The organism is Bacillus sp. BS98 (assembly GCF_008432245.1).
Classification (GTDB): domain Bacteria; phylum Bacillota; class Bacilli; order Bacillales; family Bacillaceae_G; genus Bacillus_A; species Bacillus_A toyonensis.
In genome coordinates this window covers 697,852-716,175 of sequence record NZ_CP043830.1, presented here as the reverse complement: position 1 = coordinate 716,175, position 18,324 = coordinate 697,852, and the positions used below count along the sequence as shown (strand labels likewise).

Here is an 18,324-nt window from a genome sequence, read left to right as displayed (position 1 = left end):
ATATTAAATATACAAAATTATTAACCTTGTTTTTGTTTGTGTCAGGAGGAAAATAACATGGAATCAGCGATACAACTAGAAAAAGAACAGCAAAGAAAAAAGAAACATCCTCCAGGTTTATACTTACTCTTCTTTACAGAAATGTGGGAAAGATTTAGTTACTATGGATTACGAGGATTATTAACATTATATTTAACGACAGCTTTAGTAAGCGGTGGTCTTGGGTTTAGTCCCGCATGGGCACTCTCCATTTACGGATTTTATACTGGAGCCTGTTATTTCACACCAATGATTGGTGGATACTTAACAGACCGTTTTCTAGGTAGAAGAAAAGCCATCACAATTGGTGGTATAACGATGGCAATCGGTAACCTTACACTATTTGCCTTGCAAAACCAATTAGGCCTATACCTCGGATTAGCGCTTATTATTATCGGTAATGGATTCTTCAAACCGAATATCTCTACACTGGTTGGAGAATTATACGAAGAGAATGATCCAAAACGTGATAGTGCATTTACCATTTTCTACATGGGTATTAACGTTGGGTCATTTTTAGCTCCACTCGTTTGCGGATTTTTATCAGAAAATTTATTCAAAACAACAGTTGATGGCGTTGTACATTACGGATTCCGTTACGGTTTCTTAGCAGCTTCAATCGGAATGATCATTGGACAAATTTTATTTACAACACTATCAAATCGCTTCCTTGGTGATATCGGTAAAAAACCAACTCGCGATTTGCAAACAGCTGCTGGACAACCATCAGTAGGAGATACACCGTTAACAAAAAAAGAAAAACAACGTACCGCAGTTATCGTCATTTTAACGTGCTTCGTTGTCTTCTTCTGGGCTGGTTTTGAACAAGCTGGTAGTTCATTAACACTATATACAAACAAATTTGTAGACCGCTCTGTGTTCGGATGGGAAGTTCCAACATCTTGGTTCCAATCGGTCAATCCATTATTTATTATTTTACTTGCCCCAGTCATTTCAGCATTATGGGCAAAACTTGCAACTCGCAAGCGCGGGGATTTAAAAATCCCAACCAAAATGGGACTTGGTATGATCTTACTCGGTATCGGTTATATCATACTTGTTATCGCTACATTAAAAACAGGTAGTGACGAACATAACATTACGGAAAAAGCAAACTTACTATTTATCGTCTTTACGTATCTTTTCCATACGTTAGGTGAGCTATTCTTATCACCTGTCGGACTATCAATGGTTAGTTCTCTCGCTCCAGTAAAACTTGCTTCTTTACTAATGGGTGTATGGCTAGCAAGTTCAGGTATCGCCAATATTTTAGGTGGACAACTTGCAAGCTTCACAACTTCACTTGGATATGCTGAAGTGTTTACTGTTATCGGCGCTGTAGCGATTGTTTTAGGTTGTGTTTTATTATTAATCTCTAAAAAACTAGTAAAATGGATGGATTAAAAAAAAGATGAGGAATTTCTCCTCATCTTTTTTATGCCTTCTTACCTTTTTCTATTGCTTGCTCATACAACTCTTTATGTTCTTTATATTCACTTGGCACGAAACTCTTATAGAAAAATGAAAACCAGCTGTCTCCCTTTTTAAATCCTTCTTCTCGAATTTCCGTTGCTTTTTTATTCGATTTAAATCCTTCAGTAAACCATTTTTTTAATGAGCCATTCTTTTCATACTTGGCAGGAATCTTCAAATCATAGTTTTCAAACGCATACTTATATCCAGCCTTTTCTACTGCCTTTTTTGTAGACTTATAGCCTTTTTCATACGCTGTTTCATATGACTTCACGTATACATCTTTCTCATTATTTCCAGGATTCTTTTCAGCTAGTTCCTTACCAGCCTTTTCCCCTAGTTCAGCTTGCTCTTTTTCAATTTTTTCTGTTCTCTCTTTATTTCCCACTTGGAAACCTTCTGCAAAGATCTGCTTAAAATCTGGAGTAATTTGACTATCGTCCATCGTCTCTTGTGCTAAGCCCTGTTCTTTTCCTTTTTCAAAATGCGTTTTCTTCTGCTCTTCTAAAGACCAAGTAGTAGTATAAGCAGTTGTAAATGCTTGTTTATATGTATCTGATTTTCCAGCTAAATGTACTTGTACGTCATTTTTCCCTGCTTTAAAATCAGTCTCTCCATTTTTTTCGCCTTCAAGTTGACCTTTCTCCATATCAACTTGGCGCTTAGCTTCCTCTTGCTTACGTGCCTCTTCTGCTTTTCTTTGTTCCTCAGCTACACGTTGTCTCTCTTCTTCAGCTTTACGCTGTGCTTCTGCAGCACGTTGTTTTTCAGCTTCTACAGCACCATTATTATTTTGGCTAGGAGCTGGACTCGTTGCACCACTACTAGAAGCTGGTTTATTGTGATAATGATATTCCCCGTACTGTAATCCCCATTTTTCACAGTTTGTACGACACGTATGTCCACCATTCGCATCTGTACGTCCTGGATGCGCATAAGCTGAAATTGGAGCTATCAATAACGCTACACTTGTTGTTAAAAGAAGTTTCTTCACCTGTTGTCTCACTCTTGTTCCTCCCAAAATTTAGAATTCTAACTTTATTATACATAAATAGAAGGATTTTTAAATACAAACTAAAATATTCTATTATTTCTCAAAAGTAGTAAAAAAGAAGGTCAACTCTTTAAAGAGTTGGCCTTCTTTTTTATTTCTTCGCCTTCGTTCCTACTAAATCACCAGCTACAACATAACGCTTAGAATTATCTTTTACAGATACACATGTAATAAGCGTTATCTCATCTTTCCCATGATCTTCTACAACTTCCCATTTATCCGGAGTTACTTCAGATACACCAGTAACAGCGTACTCATATTCATTTTCATTATCATATAAATAAATTTTATCGCCTTTTTTCAAAGATGCTATATCACTAAATAAAACACCTTTTTTAGACATGTTATGCCCTGCTAGTGCGTAATTCCCTTTTCCCATTACTTGATTTTCTTTTACTGTCGCTGCACCTGATAACAGGTTTTTCTCAGTAGAAGATTTTAAAACAGGAATTTCTAATGAAACACTTGGAATCGAAATACGACCGATTACTTGTTTTTTATCTAACGATGCATTCGCTACTTCTGCCAAGTCTGGTTGATTAATTTTTGACGCATCTACAAATTCTGTCTCATGCTTTTCATAATCCATCTTTTGAACAGCTTGCACATTTTCAGTCTGTTTCTTTTCAGCCTTATATCCATCATAAAATGGCTTTCCAATTAAAACCCCACCTACAACAAATAGAAGGATTGCTACTATACTATAAATTCTTTGCTTATTCATATACAATTCCTTTCCCTTACAAAATCTTACTCTATATAAAATGATAAAATAATATTGCTATATGTACAAGTATAAGCTGAAAAGAAACCTTCTTGCCGATGCAAGAAGGTTTCTTTTTAAGCAATTTTATTTCGATATAAAGACACGTGAAAAATCGTCATCTGAATAAAGAAGATACTAAATGCAATATATATCGGATATGCAGGAACATATAGAATAACAATTGGAGAAAGAGTTAAAAACCCAACCGCACAAGGCAACACATACCATAATGACATAAATGTAGTACGACAAGCCTTTTCTGTAATTGCCTTTTCACGCTCATCTTCTTGAGGAAATAATAGTGGAAACATCCAATACGAGAGCTCTTTATATTTTTTCTTTTGAATTTTATAAAGAACCGTCGATACAATACCAAATGTTAAAAGTAATCCGAGCGGTATTAAACTTATTGAAACTTCAAATGGTACTCTCTTCGTTTGAATAAAATTAGCGACTTCAATAGTAAAATAATACAACTCAATAAAAGCCCAACCTGCTAATACCATTAAAAGTACATTTAGCATATAAGAAAATACAAGTCTATTCATCCTCTTTCCCCTCCTTATTTAAAACAAACACATCTTCCATCTTTAACTGGAACACATCACAAATCGTAAGTGCCAATAACAACGAAGGAACGTAATCCCCTTTTTCAATTGCAGCAATTGTTTGTCTCGTCACTCCAACCTTCTCTGCTAATACACTTTGCGAAAAATTGAAGCGAGCCCTTAATTCTTTCACTCTATTTAAAATGGTCAATTTTACCACCTCTCACCATCATTGTATGCTATCCTTAACAAAATGTAAACTCAACTTAACATAATTTTCACAAAAAAATCCAACTTTACGTATTGTAAAGTTGGATTACGTGTTAGTTTAAAATTGTAACTTTAACATTTTTTCTGCCCCAATTACTAGATGAAGCTTTATCAGGCATTAAAACATCGATTTTGTGACCTTTAATTGCGCCACCAGTGTCTGCTGCAATTGCTTGTCCATAACCTTCAACATATACAGTAGAACCTAATGGAATAACACTTGGATCTACAGCAATTAATTTCATTCCTGGGTTTGCAGTTAGATTATAGCCTCCCCATGCAGAATACACTTGTTGGCCTGGTGCATAACCATTTTCAGCTGGATCTGCTGTATAAGCTGTTGCATGTACATATATTTCTCTTCCACCAGCAGTTGGCTTCGAAGGTTGTGCAGGTTCTACCTTCGAATTATTATTCGCAACAGGTTCAGCTGGTTTATTAGCTTTCTCTTGCTTTTGTTTTTCAGCAATTTCTGCTTGTGCTTTCACTAAAGCTTCTTGCTCAGCCTTTGCAGCCGCTTCTGCTTTTGCACGCTCTTCTGCTGCAATTCTTGCTGCTTCTTGCTCACGAGCAATCGTCTCTTGTACTGCCTTCATATTTGACTCAATTTTAGCTTTTTCTTCTGCTGCTAAATTAAGTTGGCTTGCAATCTGATTGTATTTAGCTTGAACTGTCTGTAAGTTATCTTGACGTTTTTTCAAGTTATCTTGCAAATCAGCTTGCGCTTTTGCTAATTTTTGTTTGTCTACTACTAAAGATGCTTCTTTTTCGTCAATTGTTTTCTTATCTTCTTCAATTTGACGAAGATCTTGTTCTTGTAGACGTAAAATTTCTTTATCAGCTTCTAAAATAGTAGAAACTGCATTCATACGTTGTAAGAAATCTGCAAAGTTTTTTGACTCTACAACAACTTCTACTACTAAACTTGTATTTGAACTGTTTTGAACAGAAACCATACGTTTTCTCATAATATCTTTACGAGCAAGGACTTTATCCTCTAAAACGACAATTTCATTCTTTTTTTGCTCAATCTGCTTATGTGTTTCATCGATTTTACGTTGAATAGCAGCTTGATCCTCTTTATTTTTTGCAATTGTATTATTTAAGTTATGTAGTTCGTTTTCAATACCTTGAATCTCTTTACTAACAGCTTGCTTCTCTTGCTCTTTCTTCTGCATATCTGCATCGTTTTGCTGCAATTGCTGTTGCATGTTGTTAAGTTTCTCGTCGTTTGACTCTGCTTTTACAGCGACTGTACTAGAAAGACCGATAATTCCTGCTAATACTAGACTACTGATTCGCTTAAAATAGTTCATAATCCGACTCCCTTCTTATACAGTTATACATGATTTATTTTACAGTTTGTTTACAATACTATTAAATACAGTTTATTTTTCATGACAAAAAATAGGGAATTATAAATAAAATGTAATAGATTCTTAAATATTTAACAATTCCTATATTTAAAAATTATAAAAGATGCTAAAATCCAAATATAGAGAAAATATAACTTCCAAAGGCGGTTGAAATAAATACATGTTTACTCAAAAGAAATCACTCCAACATAAAATTGATCAATTAGAAGATCGTATAAAAGAATTAGAGGCAGAATTAAAACAAAAAGATATTGAAAAACAAAATATGATTTCTTCTATCCATGACCGTGTGCAAAACGTCGTTCAAGAGCATCAACTTGTAAATAACCAGCACCATACACTCCAAAATTTAATTCAGCAATTAAACTCGTGTTTTGAAAATGTTTCAACACGTACAACAAATTCTAATGAATTAAATAGTGAAATGTTACAAAAAGAACAAAGCTTAATTCAGTCTATTGAAGAGATTATTGACTGCTCTAATGAAGGAAAAGAATCTGTTCACCGTTTACTTATTGTAATTAATAAATTAGGTGAACAATCTCAGCGCACGTCTAACAGTATGAATCATTTAAGTGAACGCTCAAAAGAAATCGAACAAATTGTAGAAGTCATTCAAAACATTGCAGCACAAACAAATTTACTTGCGCTAAATGCAAGTATTGAAGCAGCGCGTGCTGGAGAGCACGGTAAAGGGTTTGCGGTTGTTGCCAATGAAGTAAGAAAACTAGCAGAAAGTACGGCAGAGAGTACAAAGAATATTGGCAACTTAACGAAAAAAATTCAAGAAGAAATTGAAAAAGCATACGAAAACACAAAAGATAATTTACATTTAGTCGATGAAGGTGTAGAAATGAGTGCCGATACAAACGCTAGAATCGAAAACATTTTAATTATGATTCAAACGTTACAAAATGGTGCTACAAATGTTATTCAAGCAATTGAAAACCAAAAATCTTGTAATGATGATATATTAAGAGAATTTGCAAACACTCAACAAATGTTCCAAAAATTAAATACTACTATTATGAACCATATTCATGATGCAGAAAAAGTCGATGTTCAATTGACTAATGGTCTTCAAGAAACAGTATCTTCTCATTAACAATAAAAACCCCTTATATCGCTATAAGGGGTTTTTATTATATTTCGAATATTTATTTCTTCCCAATATTCATCTATATCTTTGTTATAATGGGAAAGTTGTTTCTTTAGACTAATTAACAAGGAGGATGTTATGGAACAATTTTACTACATTTTAAAATACTTAATTCTTGGTCTGTTCCAAGGACTAACAGAACCAATTCCGATTTCTTCAAGTGGTCACCTCGTTTTAGCACAACATTTGCTAGGACTAAAAATAGAAGGATTTAGCTTTGAACTACTTGTTAATTCAGCTTCATTACTAGCTGTATTACTTATTTATAGAAATGATTTAATTCGTCTAACAAAGAATGGTCTATCTTATATATTTACAAGAGCAGAAGATGCAAAATCAGATTTCTTCTTCATTATTTACCTTGTAATTGCAACTATTCCAGCAGGTGTAATTGGCGTTTTATTTAAAGATTATATCGACCAGTACTTAAAAGGCGTGAAAATGGTTGGGATTTCCCTTCTTATTACCGCTGTCGGTCTTTGGATTATTAGAAACTTACGCGGGCGTAAAAATGATGGTGACCTTTCTATGAAAGATGCAATCATTATCGGATTAGCTCAAGCTTGTGCACTTATCCCTGGAATTAGCCGATCTGGCGCTACAATTGTAGCAGCGATGTTACTCGGTATGAAGCAAGAGACCGCTCTTCGCTTCTCATTCTTACTATATATTCCTGTTAGCTTAGGTGGGTTATTGCTAAGTATTACAGATATTGCTAAAGATCCTAATTTAGACACATTATTCGTACCATATATCGTTGCGTTTATAGCAACATTTATCATGACATATATTTCATTAAAATGGTTTATGAACATTATGGCAAAAGGAAATTTAAAATATTTCTCTTTCTATTGTATTATCGTAGGGGTACTTACTATCATTTTCTTATAAAGTAAACTTACAAATTTAAAGCGAGTCATTCTACTACACTAAGATGGCTCGCTTTTTTATACTTCTATTAAGTTGAAGTGCCTTATTTACTTTAAATTTTCAGAATAGTATAATATTAATTATATTCCTACTAATAAAAATCCGTCTTCTTTACTACTATTATAAAAGAGGTGTTCCTATGTTTATTGTTACTAAACTAATTCATATTAAATATGGCTATGAGAATGATTTACTATATTCACTTAAACAATATTATCCATCAACTGGAACAAATGGTTTTATTAACATAGAATTTTCACATATGCATCGTACAGATGATGGAGCAAAATATATGGTCCGTATGTTATGGAAAACACAACAAGATTACCATGCGTGGCTTTCTCAAAGAAACGAAAATGAAACTTGGAAGCACAAAATGCAAAACTATATCCTTTCTTCCACATCCAATGCTACTTATATGCATTAAACTTCACTCGATATTCCTAAGGAGCTTTTCCTAATATAAAATGATAAAACCCTCTTACCTTTTCTCATCCAGTAAGAGGGCTTCCCTTATTTATAAACTTTCTTTTCTTGACAATACAAACGAATAACATGTTTATTTTGTTGAAATACATCATGCGTTAGGCGGATAATAATAAAATTTCGTTTTGTTTGATCATCATGAACAAAAACCTGTTCTCCCTCTTGAAAACGCCACACACTTTCAAAAGTTGTAATATGATCCCCACTTACAGAAAAAAGCTCATATCGCATATCTTGTACCCTCTCTCAACTTATAATAATCACAATATCCTTATATTAAATTTAGTATAACTTAATTCCATTAAAATTTATAATTTTTTCTATTTCAAAATATTTTAATTTTGTTTTAAGGTTCTTTTAACGTTATAATGATAAACGAATTTTCATTGAAAGGAGCCTCATTTTGACTGCATATTTATTTCCAGTAAAAACAGCATTTATTTTATTTCCTTTTTTAGCAATGTTTCTCTTAATACCTTTTTTAATATTTAACTACCGAAAGTATGGTTATTTAAATAAATGGCGTTCATTTATTTTGTACTCATTATTACTTTACTTATTAAATGCCTATTTTCTTGTGATTTTGCCGTTACCACAAACATATGATACTTGTAGCCTACAACCGGCTAATACGCAGCACATGCAACTATCACCATTTTATTTCATACAAGAAATTAGTAATCATACTTCGGCAATTTTAACGAAACCAGCTACTTATTTCTATTTATTAAAAGAATCTGCGTTCTTACAAGTAGCATTTAACGTTCTATTAACCGTTCCATTCGGTGTTTATTTACGTTATTATTTCCGACGTAGTTTCTTACAAACAGTTTGTATTTCTTTTTGTCTTTCACTATTTTTCGAACTGACACAGGTAACTGGACTATACGGTATATACAATTGTGCATATCGCTTATTCGATATCGATGATCTATTTTTAAACACATTAGGCGGCGTAATTGGTTTTATCATTGCACCAATATTTACGTACTTCCTTCCGAAAACAAGCGAATTAGATAGTCATATTGATTTAGAAACGAAACCAGTTGGATTCGTTCGTCGTCTTATCGCTATGCAAATTGATTGGCTGTTCTTATCTATCGTCGTTCCTGTCATTAAAAATAAAGGAAACTCTCTATTTATTTCTAATATCCAATCTTACACAAATGTATACGAACTCCTTTTCATTACATGTTCAATCTTTATTTACTTTATTATCATTCCATACTTTACAAATGGAAGAACGATAGGAAAAGCGTTGCTTCGTATTTACATTAAAGGAAAATCAGATCGTATTACGATGAAGGAACTATTCATCCGTTACGGTATATTCTATTTCGTTTTAGGTGGAATCAATTATATTCTTTCTAGTAGCTCTATCTTAAATCTTACAGAGCCTTTAGTATTACTAGTTATACTGTTATTCCAATTCGTAATTAACGGCATATTTATTATTCATGTTTTCTTACATGTATTTAGCCGTGATAAGTTACTATTCTACGAGCATATTAGTCAAACAAGAAATGCGATTATACTAAAAAAAGCTGACAAGTAATACTTTGTCAGCTTTTTTTCATAATCGTAAATAACTTTTCTGTATAAGGGTTTAAAAACATTCCTGTTTCATCTAGTGACTTCCTCATTTTTAGAAACGAATGCAATTCTGGATATATGTTTTGTAACTTTTCGTATGTTAACGTATGCATTTTTCCCCAATGTGGACGACCTTCATATTTCAGAAAAATTTTCTCCACTTCACCAAAATAAGCAGCATACTTCATACCTTTATACATATGAACAGCAATGTATGCCGAGTCTCTTCCATACGCTGGACTAAGCCATATATCATCACCTTTCACGTAGCGACATTCAATCGGGAAGTGTACCTTATACTTTTTCTTTTCAATGAGACTTGAAATTTCTTCTACAACAGCTCTCATATACTTTGAAGGGACACTGTACTCCATTTCATAAAATGGAACCGTACGTGATGTAGCGAACACCTCATAGCTTGGGCCGATTATTTTTGTGTTTGGTACAGCCTTAGCTGATAATCGACTTACTCCTTTACTTATGGAAGGAAACCATTTGCACCCTTTAGATAACAAAGAGAACATCCTATTTTCAAGTAACTCCACCTTTAGTTTATGCCATTTTAAATCAGTTCCTTTACTCGTTGTTTCATTTGTAAACTTCACTTGTACTTCATTTGAATAAGGAAAAACGAAAAACTCAAAATGACGATTCTTCTTATATTCTTCTAACTTGTTCATTACAGTAGATAGTGACTGTTTTTCGCTTTCATAAACGAGCGAATATGATGGGATAATCTTTAATTTTATCTTTACGATAATACCTAGCATTCCAAGCGATAACTGAAATGCTTTCCAATATTCGACGTTCTCGGTTTCTGAACAAACTATACTCTCACCTGTTGATAAAACTGTCGTAATCTCTATAACTTGTGTTGATAAACTCCCAAAGTTAACACCCGTCCCATGCGTCCCCGTACTAATTGCTCCTGCAATAGATTGTGAATCAATATCCCCTAAATTTTCTTGTGCATAACCTTTTTCTTCAAGTAACTTCCCTAGGTCATGTAGCTTTGTTCCTGCCCATACTTCGGCAACCATCTTCTCCGCATCAATATTCACAATGCCCTTCAATTCGTCTAAAGAGACTAAAATTTCTTCTGTTTGCACGAGAGGCGTAAACGAATGCCCTGAACCGACAACACGAATTTTCTTCCCTTTTTTTTGTGCAAGCTCTACAACTTCTACTACATCTTGTATAGTTTCTGGATACATCGTATAATGCGGCGTTCCTTCTACATTCCCTGTCCAATTTCTCCATTTTTTCCCCTCTATAGAAAGCATTGGCCATCCCCCCGATATGTTGAATACTCCCCAATAATCTTCCCTTGTTTCACACGATACAGAATTGGAAAACGCTCACATAATTCTCCAGCTTTACTATGACGAAACAATATAGAATCTCCTATATCCACTCGCTTCTCGCCGTTATAATGAACGGGAGTTTGTGCTTCACCAGCACCTTCTAAATCTAATAGTTTTGCACCATCTGGTCTCCAAACCTCAGGCTCTTTATCTTTACCAACTGCGCCTGAAGCAATATATCCACCACCTAGGCAAGTATAGATAAACGGAGCTGGTTTACGTACAACTGGTAAAGCAAATCCGACAGCTGGATGAAATTGTACTTCTTTATAATAGTCAAACAGTCTAGGGGCATAAAAAGCAGAACCTACTGTAATCTCTGAAACTGAGTTATCTTGCTCAGTTGTTTTTATACTTCCTGTTCCCCCCCCATTTACAAACCTAAGTTCAATACCAAGGTTTTGTATTTCTTTCACGATACGTCCTCTTCTTTCTTTAACTTCTAACACTGATTTCTTCTTTAAATAAGAAATTACTTTACTTTTTATCCATTGATTCGGTATATAATCTCCAACCCCAGCAATTTGAGCTTCATATCCCATTACACCATCTAGTATTAAAAATGATGAGTCCTTCACTTTTTCTACTATTTCCAGAGCGCTCCGCACATCTTTTACCGGGGATCTTTTTACACCAAAATGAAATTGAAAAAAACGGCTACTCATATCAATATCCAAACAAACACGAAAACACCCTTTAGACTTCTCAGCAATTTTTTCTAAATAAACAATATGGTCTTCACAGTCCACCATACAAGTTATAATAAGCCCTTTCTTTGTTAGCAAACTAATTTCATATAAAGCCCTGTCATCATAAGCTGGATATCCTAATAATAAATCATTAAATCCTTGTTCAATTAAAAACAAAGCCTCTCTAGGTGAAAAACACATAATACCTTGAAATCGGTTGTTTGTAGCTAAAATCCGTTTCATAATTGGAACGGATCGTAATGATTTACTCGCTATTCGAATCTTTTTATCGCCACTTAGCTCTATAACCGATTGAATATTTCTTTCTAAAGCTACTTCATCTAAAAATGCACACGGTAATGGAACTTCTTTAAAAATTCCTCGATCCACATTTTTCGCTCCTCTTCTATATATGTCTTATACATATTGGAAAGAAAGAGTGATTTTCCTGTTTGCAAATAAAAAAAGTTTCTTCTTTACGAAGAAACTTTTTTGACTACTTCATAGAAATAGTAGCCTCTACTGGATAATGATCAGAGTAATCATTATACGTATATTTTTTAAACCATGATGTAACAGTCCATTGTGGAGATTTCGGCTGTAACACTTTATTTTCTATATGCGATGGGTTCGCATGATCTTTACTTGCAATAATATAATCTAAATACTCGGCAGGGCTATCGGGGAAATTGTATTTCGCAATACTGTTTGTCGTCGCATCCCAAGTCGCTGTATGTCCAGTATAAGATGGAATAGAAGCATGTAATGTTTTAAACATAGATGCATACTCTGAATCACTATTATTCTCAGCGTTTATTTTATTTACGTTCATATCTCCACCAATTAACACATACTCGTTATTTGGTATATTTTTATTTTTAATAAATTCTTGAATTTCTTGTAGCTGTTTTGTACGTACAGATGCAGGTGAAGTTTTTCCACACATACTATCTTCAGCTTGTAAATGCGTCCCAATTACATGAACAAAACTATCATTTCTCTTAATTTTCGTGTATACAAATCCTTTATTTGATAAATTATCTGGTCCGCAGCCTTTTTCGAATACATATTGAATTTTTTCAACGATTGGCCATTTACTCACAATCGCAACGCCCCCATCTTCAGGAGTCGAAGATGAATAGTTCCCTAATGTTTTATCCCATTCGTTTCCACTACTACGACCTAATACCGCCGTTTGATTTGGATATTCTCTCTTCAAATTTCCTAACAAACGATCTGAGGCGCTATTATCAAACACTTCATTTAATATAACAACGTCCTGATTCTTTATATAACCTGCCGCTCCAATTAAATCAGCACGCTCACTTTGTCCCCAATTCGGATATAAGTTTGTTGATAGCATGTACACGTTATGCGTCATTACTTTTAATGTATTATTTTGATTTGTAGGCGTTTCTGCTTGAGCTGAAGATCCACTATATAAAGCTCCTAAACCAATTCCAAAGCTAAGTACACCTTTTAGCAATTTACTTTTCACGTTTCATACCTCCATGTGTATAGTGATAAAAAGGCCAAATACTCTATTCTGAGATTTGACCTTTTTTAAATACTTAACGATTTCCGTACGTATCAAACCAAAGCTGGATGTATCCAGCAGTAACACGTTGTGCATCCATTAAACGCTTACCTGTCATTGGTGTAACTTCAGCGCGCCATTTATCTGCATAATCTTGCGATACAGCAGCTCTCACGAACCAATCTTTCGTATTATCATTTACAATGCCAGCGTAATCCTGTTTCGCAGCTACTGCCGCTCCATGAATCCAATCTTCTGGATTTGTACCTTTCCAGTTCCAATATCCATTTCCATCCGTTACTTTGTAATTATCTTTTATCGTATCTACAAAGTTTTCATATTTAGAATGGAACCCTTGTGGATACGAAAGATTTGTAAAGTTTGCCGCATGCATCGGTTGGTTTACATCTCCTAAATAATGAAGAGATAATCCTAAATAGAAGAATGCTTGTTTCATATCTTTATTTTTGTATGACTCACCAGCTAATTTAAAATATTTAGCTCCAGTTTCCTTCGCCTGCTTTGCATATGGAATATACGTTTTCCCGTTATCAGGGTCATAGAAGTGTGAAGCAAATGTGCTATTATCATAATAAGGATTTTCATAATCAGCAGCATAAATACCGTTCTCTAACTCCGTACGCCATTCATTTAATAGTGCAACTCGCTCTTGTTTTACAAGTGTTGTATTACGAGACATAATATCCATTGCACGGTTTACAATCCATAAATGAGAGTTTACACCTTCTTTATGTTTATCTTCAGCAGACCAGCGCGGAATAACGCCTACTCTCTGTCCTCCATCGTTTTCATGAGCAAACGCAACACTTTGTAACGGTGCTACTAACGTAATAGCTGCTGCTAAGGCAAGAACTTTCTTTTTCATCTGAAATCCTCCATTTTATAATTAAATTATTGTAAACATTTTGCTAGGATCCTACGATGTCATCTGGTTAACCTATGACTAGAATATCCCACCTTTCATAAAAATTCTATCAATAAATTAAAATATGCAAATGTTCATATCATTATAATTTTATACATAGTGAATATAATGAATGAATGCACTTACATTGTAATAAATTATTGTTAAGCTACTGCAAATACTTGTCTAAACTAATGTAAAAAAAGAGTAAAGCAATTACATGCTTTACTCTTTTCTTCTATTCGATAATATACTTGGTAGTTGCACATTAACCGCCAACTTATGAATAAATCCAAACACTAATCCAATCCCGATAAATATGTATAGTATCGTAAATATCTTCCCAAAATCAGTTTGAGGACTAAAATCTTTATCGCCTACAGTTGTCAGTGTCACAACACTAAAATATAAAGCATCAAGGATACGTAATCCCTCCACTGTGCTATAAAAGATTGTACCCGATATTAAAGTCAAAATTGTTAATACGAATAAAACTTGAAATTCTTTATCCTTCCACGCTCGCAAACAGGCTCTTAGCATACGTTTCAATGTTAAAAAAAACGAAAGCATCCAACTTTCCCTCCCAAACAAAAGTACATTTAGTCAAAGGAAAGTCTATCACCTTTCCGTATAGAAAAAAAGTAGCCCTCTTCTATTTCTAGAAAAGGGCTACTTTTTTCAATTCTTTATTATTTAGGTGAAACAAGAATTTTCACTTGTGTTTTATCTTTTACAAGTGCTTCAAATCCTTCTTCAACAACTTGATCCACTGTAATTTTTTTCGTAATTAATTTCTCTGCTTGAATTTGACCAGAGCTAATTAATTTAATAACAGCTGGGAAGATGTGACGGTATCCAAGAATACCGATAACTTCTTTTTCTTTTAATACAAGGTTGTTCGGAGTAATTGTTGCATCTTTTTCCCATACACTAACAATTACTGTTTGTCCTTCGAAACTTGTACTTTCAATTGCTTGACGTAGTACAACTTCAACACCTGTTACTTCAAAACTAACATTTACACCTAAACCGTTTGTTAAGTTACGAATTTCTGCTAATACATCTTGAGTTGCTGGATTTAATACGTAATCCGCACCTGCTAATTTCGCTAACTCTTGACGTTCTTTAGAAAGTTCAACTGCGATAACAGGAGTTGCTCCTGCTGCTTTAGCTGCTTGGATAACAAGAAGTCCAATTGGACCACAACCAAATACTGCTACAGCTTCCCCTTCTTTTAATTTACTTTGACGTACTGCATGAACTGCTACTGCTGCTGGTTCTACAAGTGCACCTTGTTCATACGTCATTTCATCTGGAATATGATGAACCATATCTTCTGGTACTACTGTATATTCAGAGAAACCACCACCGTCTCCACCAAGACCGTGGAAAACAAGCTGTTCACAAACATTGTAATGTCCATGTTTACAAGCTTCACATTTACCACAAGAATAAATTGGTTCTACAACAACGCGGTCTCCCACTTTATGAGATGTAACTCCTTCACCAATCTCTATTACCTCACCACTAAACTCATGACCTAAAATAACAGGTGCTTTCACATGTGTTAATGGATGTTCTTCTGTTGGAATAAAAATAGGCCCTGCTAAATATTCATGCAAGTCTGTCCCACAAATACCACACCATTTAACTTTGATTTTCACTGTTCCTGGTTTGACTGTTGGTTCTGGTACTTCTTCTACTCGTACATCACGTTGATTATGCCAAAGTAGTGCTTTCATTTTATACATCCCTCTCTATGTATATACTTAACCTGGTGAAGTTTACAATTCTATTATAATACTTCTATCCATATATTTCAAAAAAAACAATCACATTCCCACTAATTTTTTACAAATAACGTTCAATATTTTGTCACTTTGTACTTTTTTCCACATCTGTTAATTCAATTTCATTGCAGGTGAAATTAGCATTGTGCCATAATAGCATAGGAGAGGTGAATATCGCTTGAAATATTTTATTTACTTTATCGTTATCGTGGCATTTTTAGATACATTTTCACAATTACCTATTATGAGTACTTTCGCTCAAAGTCTTGGAGGAACCCCTCTTATTATCGGGCTAGTTGTCGGTATGTACTCATTCGCTAATATGATCGGTAATATTATTGCTGGAGCCGCTGTCGATAAATTTGGTGCAAAAAAAATCCTTTATATAAGCATGGGAATTACGAGTTTCATAGTCTTGTTATACACCGTTGTTCAAAGTGGTGAACAACTATTAGTTGTTCGCTTTATGCATGGATTTAGTGATGGCTTTTTAATTCCTGCTGCCTTTACATTTTTATCAAAACAAACAAATGCAAAAAGACAAGGAAAAGCAATGGCTCTATCTGGTGCTGCTGTTGGAACAGCGGCAATCGTAGGACCTGCTTTCAGCGGTATTATGAAAGCAACAGCTGGTGTAGAATGGGTCTTCATTACTATCTCTATTTTAATGGCTCTTGGTACCATCGTATCTCTATTCTTCTTACCAAATAACGTATCAAGAAAAGATACATCAAGAACGCAAATGATGAACAAAGAAGATATGGTTGAACTTTTAAAATCAGAACCGTTATTACAAGCATATATTGGTGCTTTCACATTAATGTTTTCACAAGGGATTGTCACTTATATGTTACCAGTAAAAGTTGAGGCATTAGCGCTTAAAGCATCTACAACAGGCATGATGTTAAGTGTATTTGGTATTACTGCTATCCTCTTCTTCTTGCTTCCAACAAATCGTATTTACGATCGATTTAATCGTTCGAAACTAATGCTAATCGGAATTGCAGTTATGGCATTCGCATTATCTTTACTCGGATTATTTGCTACAAAAGGTATGCTCTTTATCGTAATGATGATTTATGGAATTGGATTCGCAATCCTCTTTCCGTCTATTAACGCTTTACTCGTTGAAAATACTACAGACGATAATCGCGGAAAGGCATTCGGATTATTTTATGCATTCTTCTCATTAGGAGTTGTTGCTGGTTCCTTTACAGTTGGAGCAATCGGGGCATCACCTAGCGTCAGCTTCATTATCGGAACTGCATTCTTATTAACCTTTGCCAGTATGATTTACGTAAGAAGCAAAGTAAAAAAGACAATGATGGGTTAATTCCATCATTGTCTTTTTTTAAGATGCATATTGATATAACCCATAATATAACGGCAAAGTTGGGATCACACCAATTAATTTGAATATAAAAGGTAGCGGTTCATCCTTCTCTTCATATAAACGTAAAATAAAAACGGCACTCAAAGTCCAAATAATGCTAAACACGAAGATGCATTTCCAAACGATTGAGGTTAATATTTCTACATCGAAGACAAAACCAAATAGCCCTATCCACGTAATAATGGACACTACAAAATCAAATTTTTGAATTGGTGTTTGAAACATCCCTCTTATTAATGAAGTAATAGTTAATATCGCTACAATTACTAAATAAATTTTCCACAACATAATGATAAGCTCCTGTTCAATTTTTCACTTTCAATAAACCATACTTAATAAATAAGCTGGCATTATATTTTTCATAGAAATAATACAACGGATAACAAAATAAGAAGAAAATAAGTACGGTTGGTACATTGTCTATAATAGAAAAATATTTTCCTAGCAATTCTTTAATGCTCTCACCAATCATAATAAACAGTGGGATTATACAAATTGCCGCTAATATTAAACATGGCGTTATCCTTATTTCTTTCAGCTTCACCTTACAATGTGGACACCTTAATGAAAAAAGATGTGGGATGTCGATAATATGTTATGCAGTAATATTTCCTTCACACTGTGGGCATACAATTGTTTCTTTCATTTATAACTTCTCCTTTCTACTCACAAAAAAAAGCTCTATCGAATAGAGCTCTTTTTTCGCCTAATATAGATTACTTTTGCGTATAACCAAGTAATACTGTAAATAAGCTTATGTATAAAAGCAATACTACTTTCTTCCTTAAAAAAAGAAACTGAATAAATACCGACGATACTTCGACAATTTCCTCGGAAATATTTCCTTTCCCCACATAATTTGATACACTACATATGAACAGACACTTGTATTACATAAACTAAAATAATAACTTACTGTACAAATTAAAAAG

Annotated in this window: 20 protein-coding genes; 6 read left to right on the top strand and 14 right to left on the bottom strand. The window is 34.1% G+C overall.

The window, feature by feature from the left end; all coding sequences use genetic code 11:
- Positions 1 to 57 precede the first annotated feature (57 nt).
- Positions 58 to 1,443: a peptide MFS transporter gene (locus tag F0362_RS03590; RefSeq protein ID WP_000443131.1), complete on the top strand. Its 1,386-nt coding sequence runs from the start codon at positions 58 to 60 to the stop codon at positions 1,441 to 1,443.
- Positions 1,444 to 1,474: 31 nt separating this feature from the next.
- Here F0362_RS03590 and F0362_RS03585 read toward each other — a convergent pair whose 3' ends face one another.
- From F0362_RS03585 to F0362_RS03565, 5 genes are all read right to left on the bottom strand, one after another.
- Complete coding sequence (locus tag F0362_RS03585) at positions 1,475 to 2,518, bottom strand: YHYH domain-containing protein (protein ID WP_001249829.1); 1,044 nt, start codon at positions 2,516 to 2,518, stop codon at positions 1,475 to 1,477.
- A gap of 139 nt (positions 2,519 to 2,657) precedes the next feature.
- Entirely contained in the window at positions 2,658 to 3,290 is a 633-nt protein-coding gene (locus tag F0362_RS03580; RefSeq protein WP_001041715.1) for a class A sortase, read from the bottom strand.
- A gap of 116 nt (positions 3,291 to 3,406) precedes the next feature.
- Positions 3,407 to 3,880 (bottom strand): hypothetical protein, encoded by a 474-nt coding sequence (locus tag F0362_RS03575; protein ID WP_001081109.1) that lies wholly within the window; start codon positions 3,878 to 3,880, stop codon positions 3,407 to 3,409.
- The gene (locus F0362_RS03570; RefSeq protein ID WP_000154014.1) at positions 3,873 to 4,091 is read right to left on the bottom strand and encodes a helix-turn-helix transcriptional regulator; all 219 of its coding nucleotides are present in this window, start codon (positions 4,089 to 4,091) and stop codon (positions 3,873 to 3,875) included. The genes F0362_RS03575 and F0362_RS03570 overlap by 8 nt, the downstream gene beginning before the upstream one ends.
- 112 nt (positions 4,092 to 4,203) lie before the next feature.
- Complete coding sequence (locus F0362_RS03565; RefSeq protein WP_001105800.1) at positions 4,204 to 5,466, bottom strand: 3D domain-containing protein; 1,263 nt, start codon at positions 5,464 to 5,466, stop codon at positions 4,204 to 4,206.
- A 220-nt stretch (positions 5,467 to 5,686) separates the two neighbouring features.
- Here F0362_RS03565 and F0362_RS03560 point away from each other — a divergent pair, with 220 nt between their 5' ends.
- The 3 genes from F0362_RS03560 (at position 5,687) to F0362_RS03550 (ending at position 8,042) form a co-directional block, all read left to right on the top strand.
- Positions 5,687 to 6,631, top strand: a complete 945-nt coding sequence (locus tag F0362_RS03560; RefSeq protein ID WP_000495005.1) for a methyl-accepting chemotaxis protein — start codon at positions 5,687 to 5,689, stop codon at positions 6,629 to 6,631.
- A gap of 132 nt (positions 6,632 to 6,763) precedes the next feature.
- Positions 6,764 to 7,576, top strand: coding sequence for an undecaprenyl-diphosphate phosphatase (locus tag F0362_RS03555; RefSeq protein WP_000434781.1), 813 nt, complete (start codon positions 6,764 to 6,766; stop codon positions 7,574 to 7,576).
- 178 nt (positions 7,577 to 7,754) lie between these two features.
- A complete protein-coding gene (locus F0362_RS03550; protein WP_000471244.1) occupies positions 7,755 to 8,042 on the top strand; it encodes an antibiotic biosynthesis monooxygenase in 288 nt (95 codons plus the stop codon).
- 86 nt (positions 8,043 to 8,128) lie between these two features.
- On the opposite strand, the gene F0362_RS03545 is transcribed toward F0362_RS03550, so the two are convergent.
- Positions 8,129 to 8,332, bottom strand: a complete 204-nt coding sequence (locus F0362_RS03545) for a hypothetical protein (protein WP_001268335.1) — start codon at positions 8,330 to 8,332, stop codon at positions 8,129 to 8,131.
- Between the two features lie 172 nt (positions 8,333 to 8,504).
- On the opposite strand from F0362_RS03545, the gene F0362_RS03540 reads away from it, so the two are divergent.
- Positions 8,505 to 9,656, top strand: a complete 1,152-nt coding sequence (locus tag F0362_RS03540; protein ID WP_000128034.1) for a VanZ family protein — start codon at positions 8,505 to 8,507, stop codon at positions 9,654 to 9,656.
- 7 nt (positions 9,657 to 9,663) lie between these two features.
- Here F0362_RS03540 and F0362_RS03535 read toward each other — a convergent pair whose 3' ends face one another.
- The 6 genes from F0362_RS03535 to bdhA form a co-directional block, all read right to left on the bottom strand.
- Positions 9,664 to 10,977: a D-arabinono-1,4-lactone oxidase gene (locus F0362_RS03535; protein WP_000948670.1), complete on the bottom strand. Its 1,314-nt coding sequence runs from the start codon at positions 10,975 to 10,977 to the stop codon at positions 9,664 to 9,666.
- Positions 10,965 to 12,137 carry an amino acid deaminase/aldolase gene (locus F0362_RS03530; protein ID WP_149889655.1) on the bottom strand — a complete coding sequence of 391 codons (1,173 nt, stop codon included), beginning with the start codon at positions 12,135 to 12,137 and terminating at the stop codon, positions 10,965 to 10,967. The genes F0362_RS03535 and F0362_RS03530 overlap by 13 nt, the downstream gene beginning before the upstream one ends.
- Positions 12,138 to 12,243: 106 nt before the next feature.
- Positions 12,244 to 13,245 (bottom strand): sphingomyelinase C, encoded by a 1,002-nt coding sequence (gene sph / locus F0362_RS03525; RefSeq protein ID WP_000837526.1) that lies wholly within the window; start codon positions 13,243 to 13,245, stop codon positions 12,244 to 12,246.
- A 73-nt stretch (positions 13,246 to 13,318) separates the two neighbouring features.
- Positions 13,319 to 14,170, bottom strand: coding sequence for a phospholipase CerA (gene cerA, locus F0362_RS03520; protein ID WP_000731002.1), 852 nt, complete (start codon positions 14,168 to 14,170; stop codon positions 13,319 to 13,321).
- A gap of 264 nt (positions 14,171 to 14,434) precedes the next feature.
- Positions 14,435 to 14,779: a potassium channel family protein gene (locus F0362_RS03515; protein ID WP_000947914.1), complete on the bottom strand. Its 345-nt coding sequence runs from the start codon at positions 14,777 to 14,779 to the stop codon at positions 14,435 to 14,437.
- Between the two features lie 119 nt (positions 14,780 to 14,898).
- A complete protein-coding gene (gene bdhA, locus F0362_RS03510) occupies positions 14,899 to 15,951 on the bottom strand; it encodes a (R,R)-butanediol dehydrogenase (RefSeq protein WP_000645824.1) in 1,053 nt (350 codons plus the stop codon).
- 226 nt (positions 15,952 to 16,177) lie between these two features.
- Here bdhA and F0362_RS03505 point away from each other — a divergent pair, with 226 nt between their 5' ends.
- The gene (locus F0362_RS03505) at positions 16,178 to 17,332 is read left to right on the top strand and encodes an MFS transporter (RefSeq protein WP_000873273.1); all 1,155 of its coding nucleotides are present in this window, start codon (positions 16,178 to 16,180) and stop codon (positions 17,330 to 17,332) included.
- Between the two features lie 18 nt (positions 17,333 to 17,350).
- Here the strand turns inward: F0362_RS03505 and F0362_RS03500 are convergent, their stop codons facing one another.
- Together F0362_RS03500 and F0362_RS03495 are read right to left on the bottom strand one after the other, a co-directional pair.
- Complete coding sequence (locus F0362_RS03500; protein ID WP_149889654.1) at positions 17,351 to 17,680, bottom strand: hypothetical protein; 330 nt, start codon at positions 17,678 to 17,680, stop codon at positions 17,351 to 17,353.
- A 16-nt stretch (positions 17,681 to 17,696) separates the two neighbouring features.
- On the bottom strand, positions 17,697 to 17,984 hold the full coding sequence (locus F0362_RS03495; RefSeq protein ID WP_225988027.1) for a hypothetical protein: 288 nt from the start codon (positions 17,982 to 17,984) through the stop codon (positions 17,697 to 17,699).
- Positions 17,985 to 18,324: the final 340 nt, after the last annotated feature.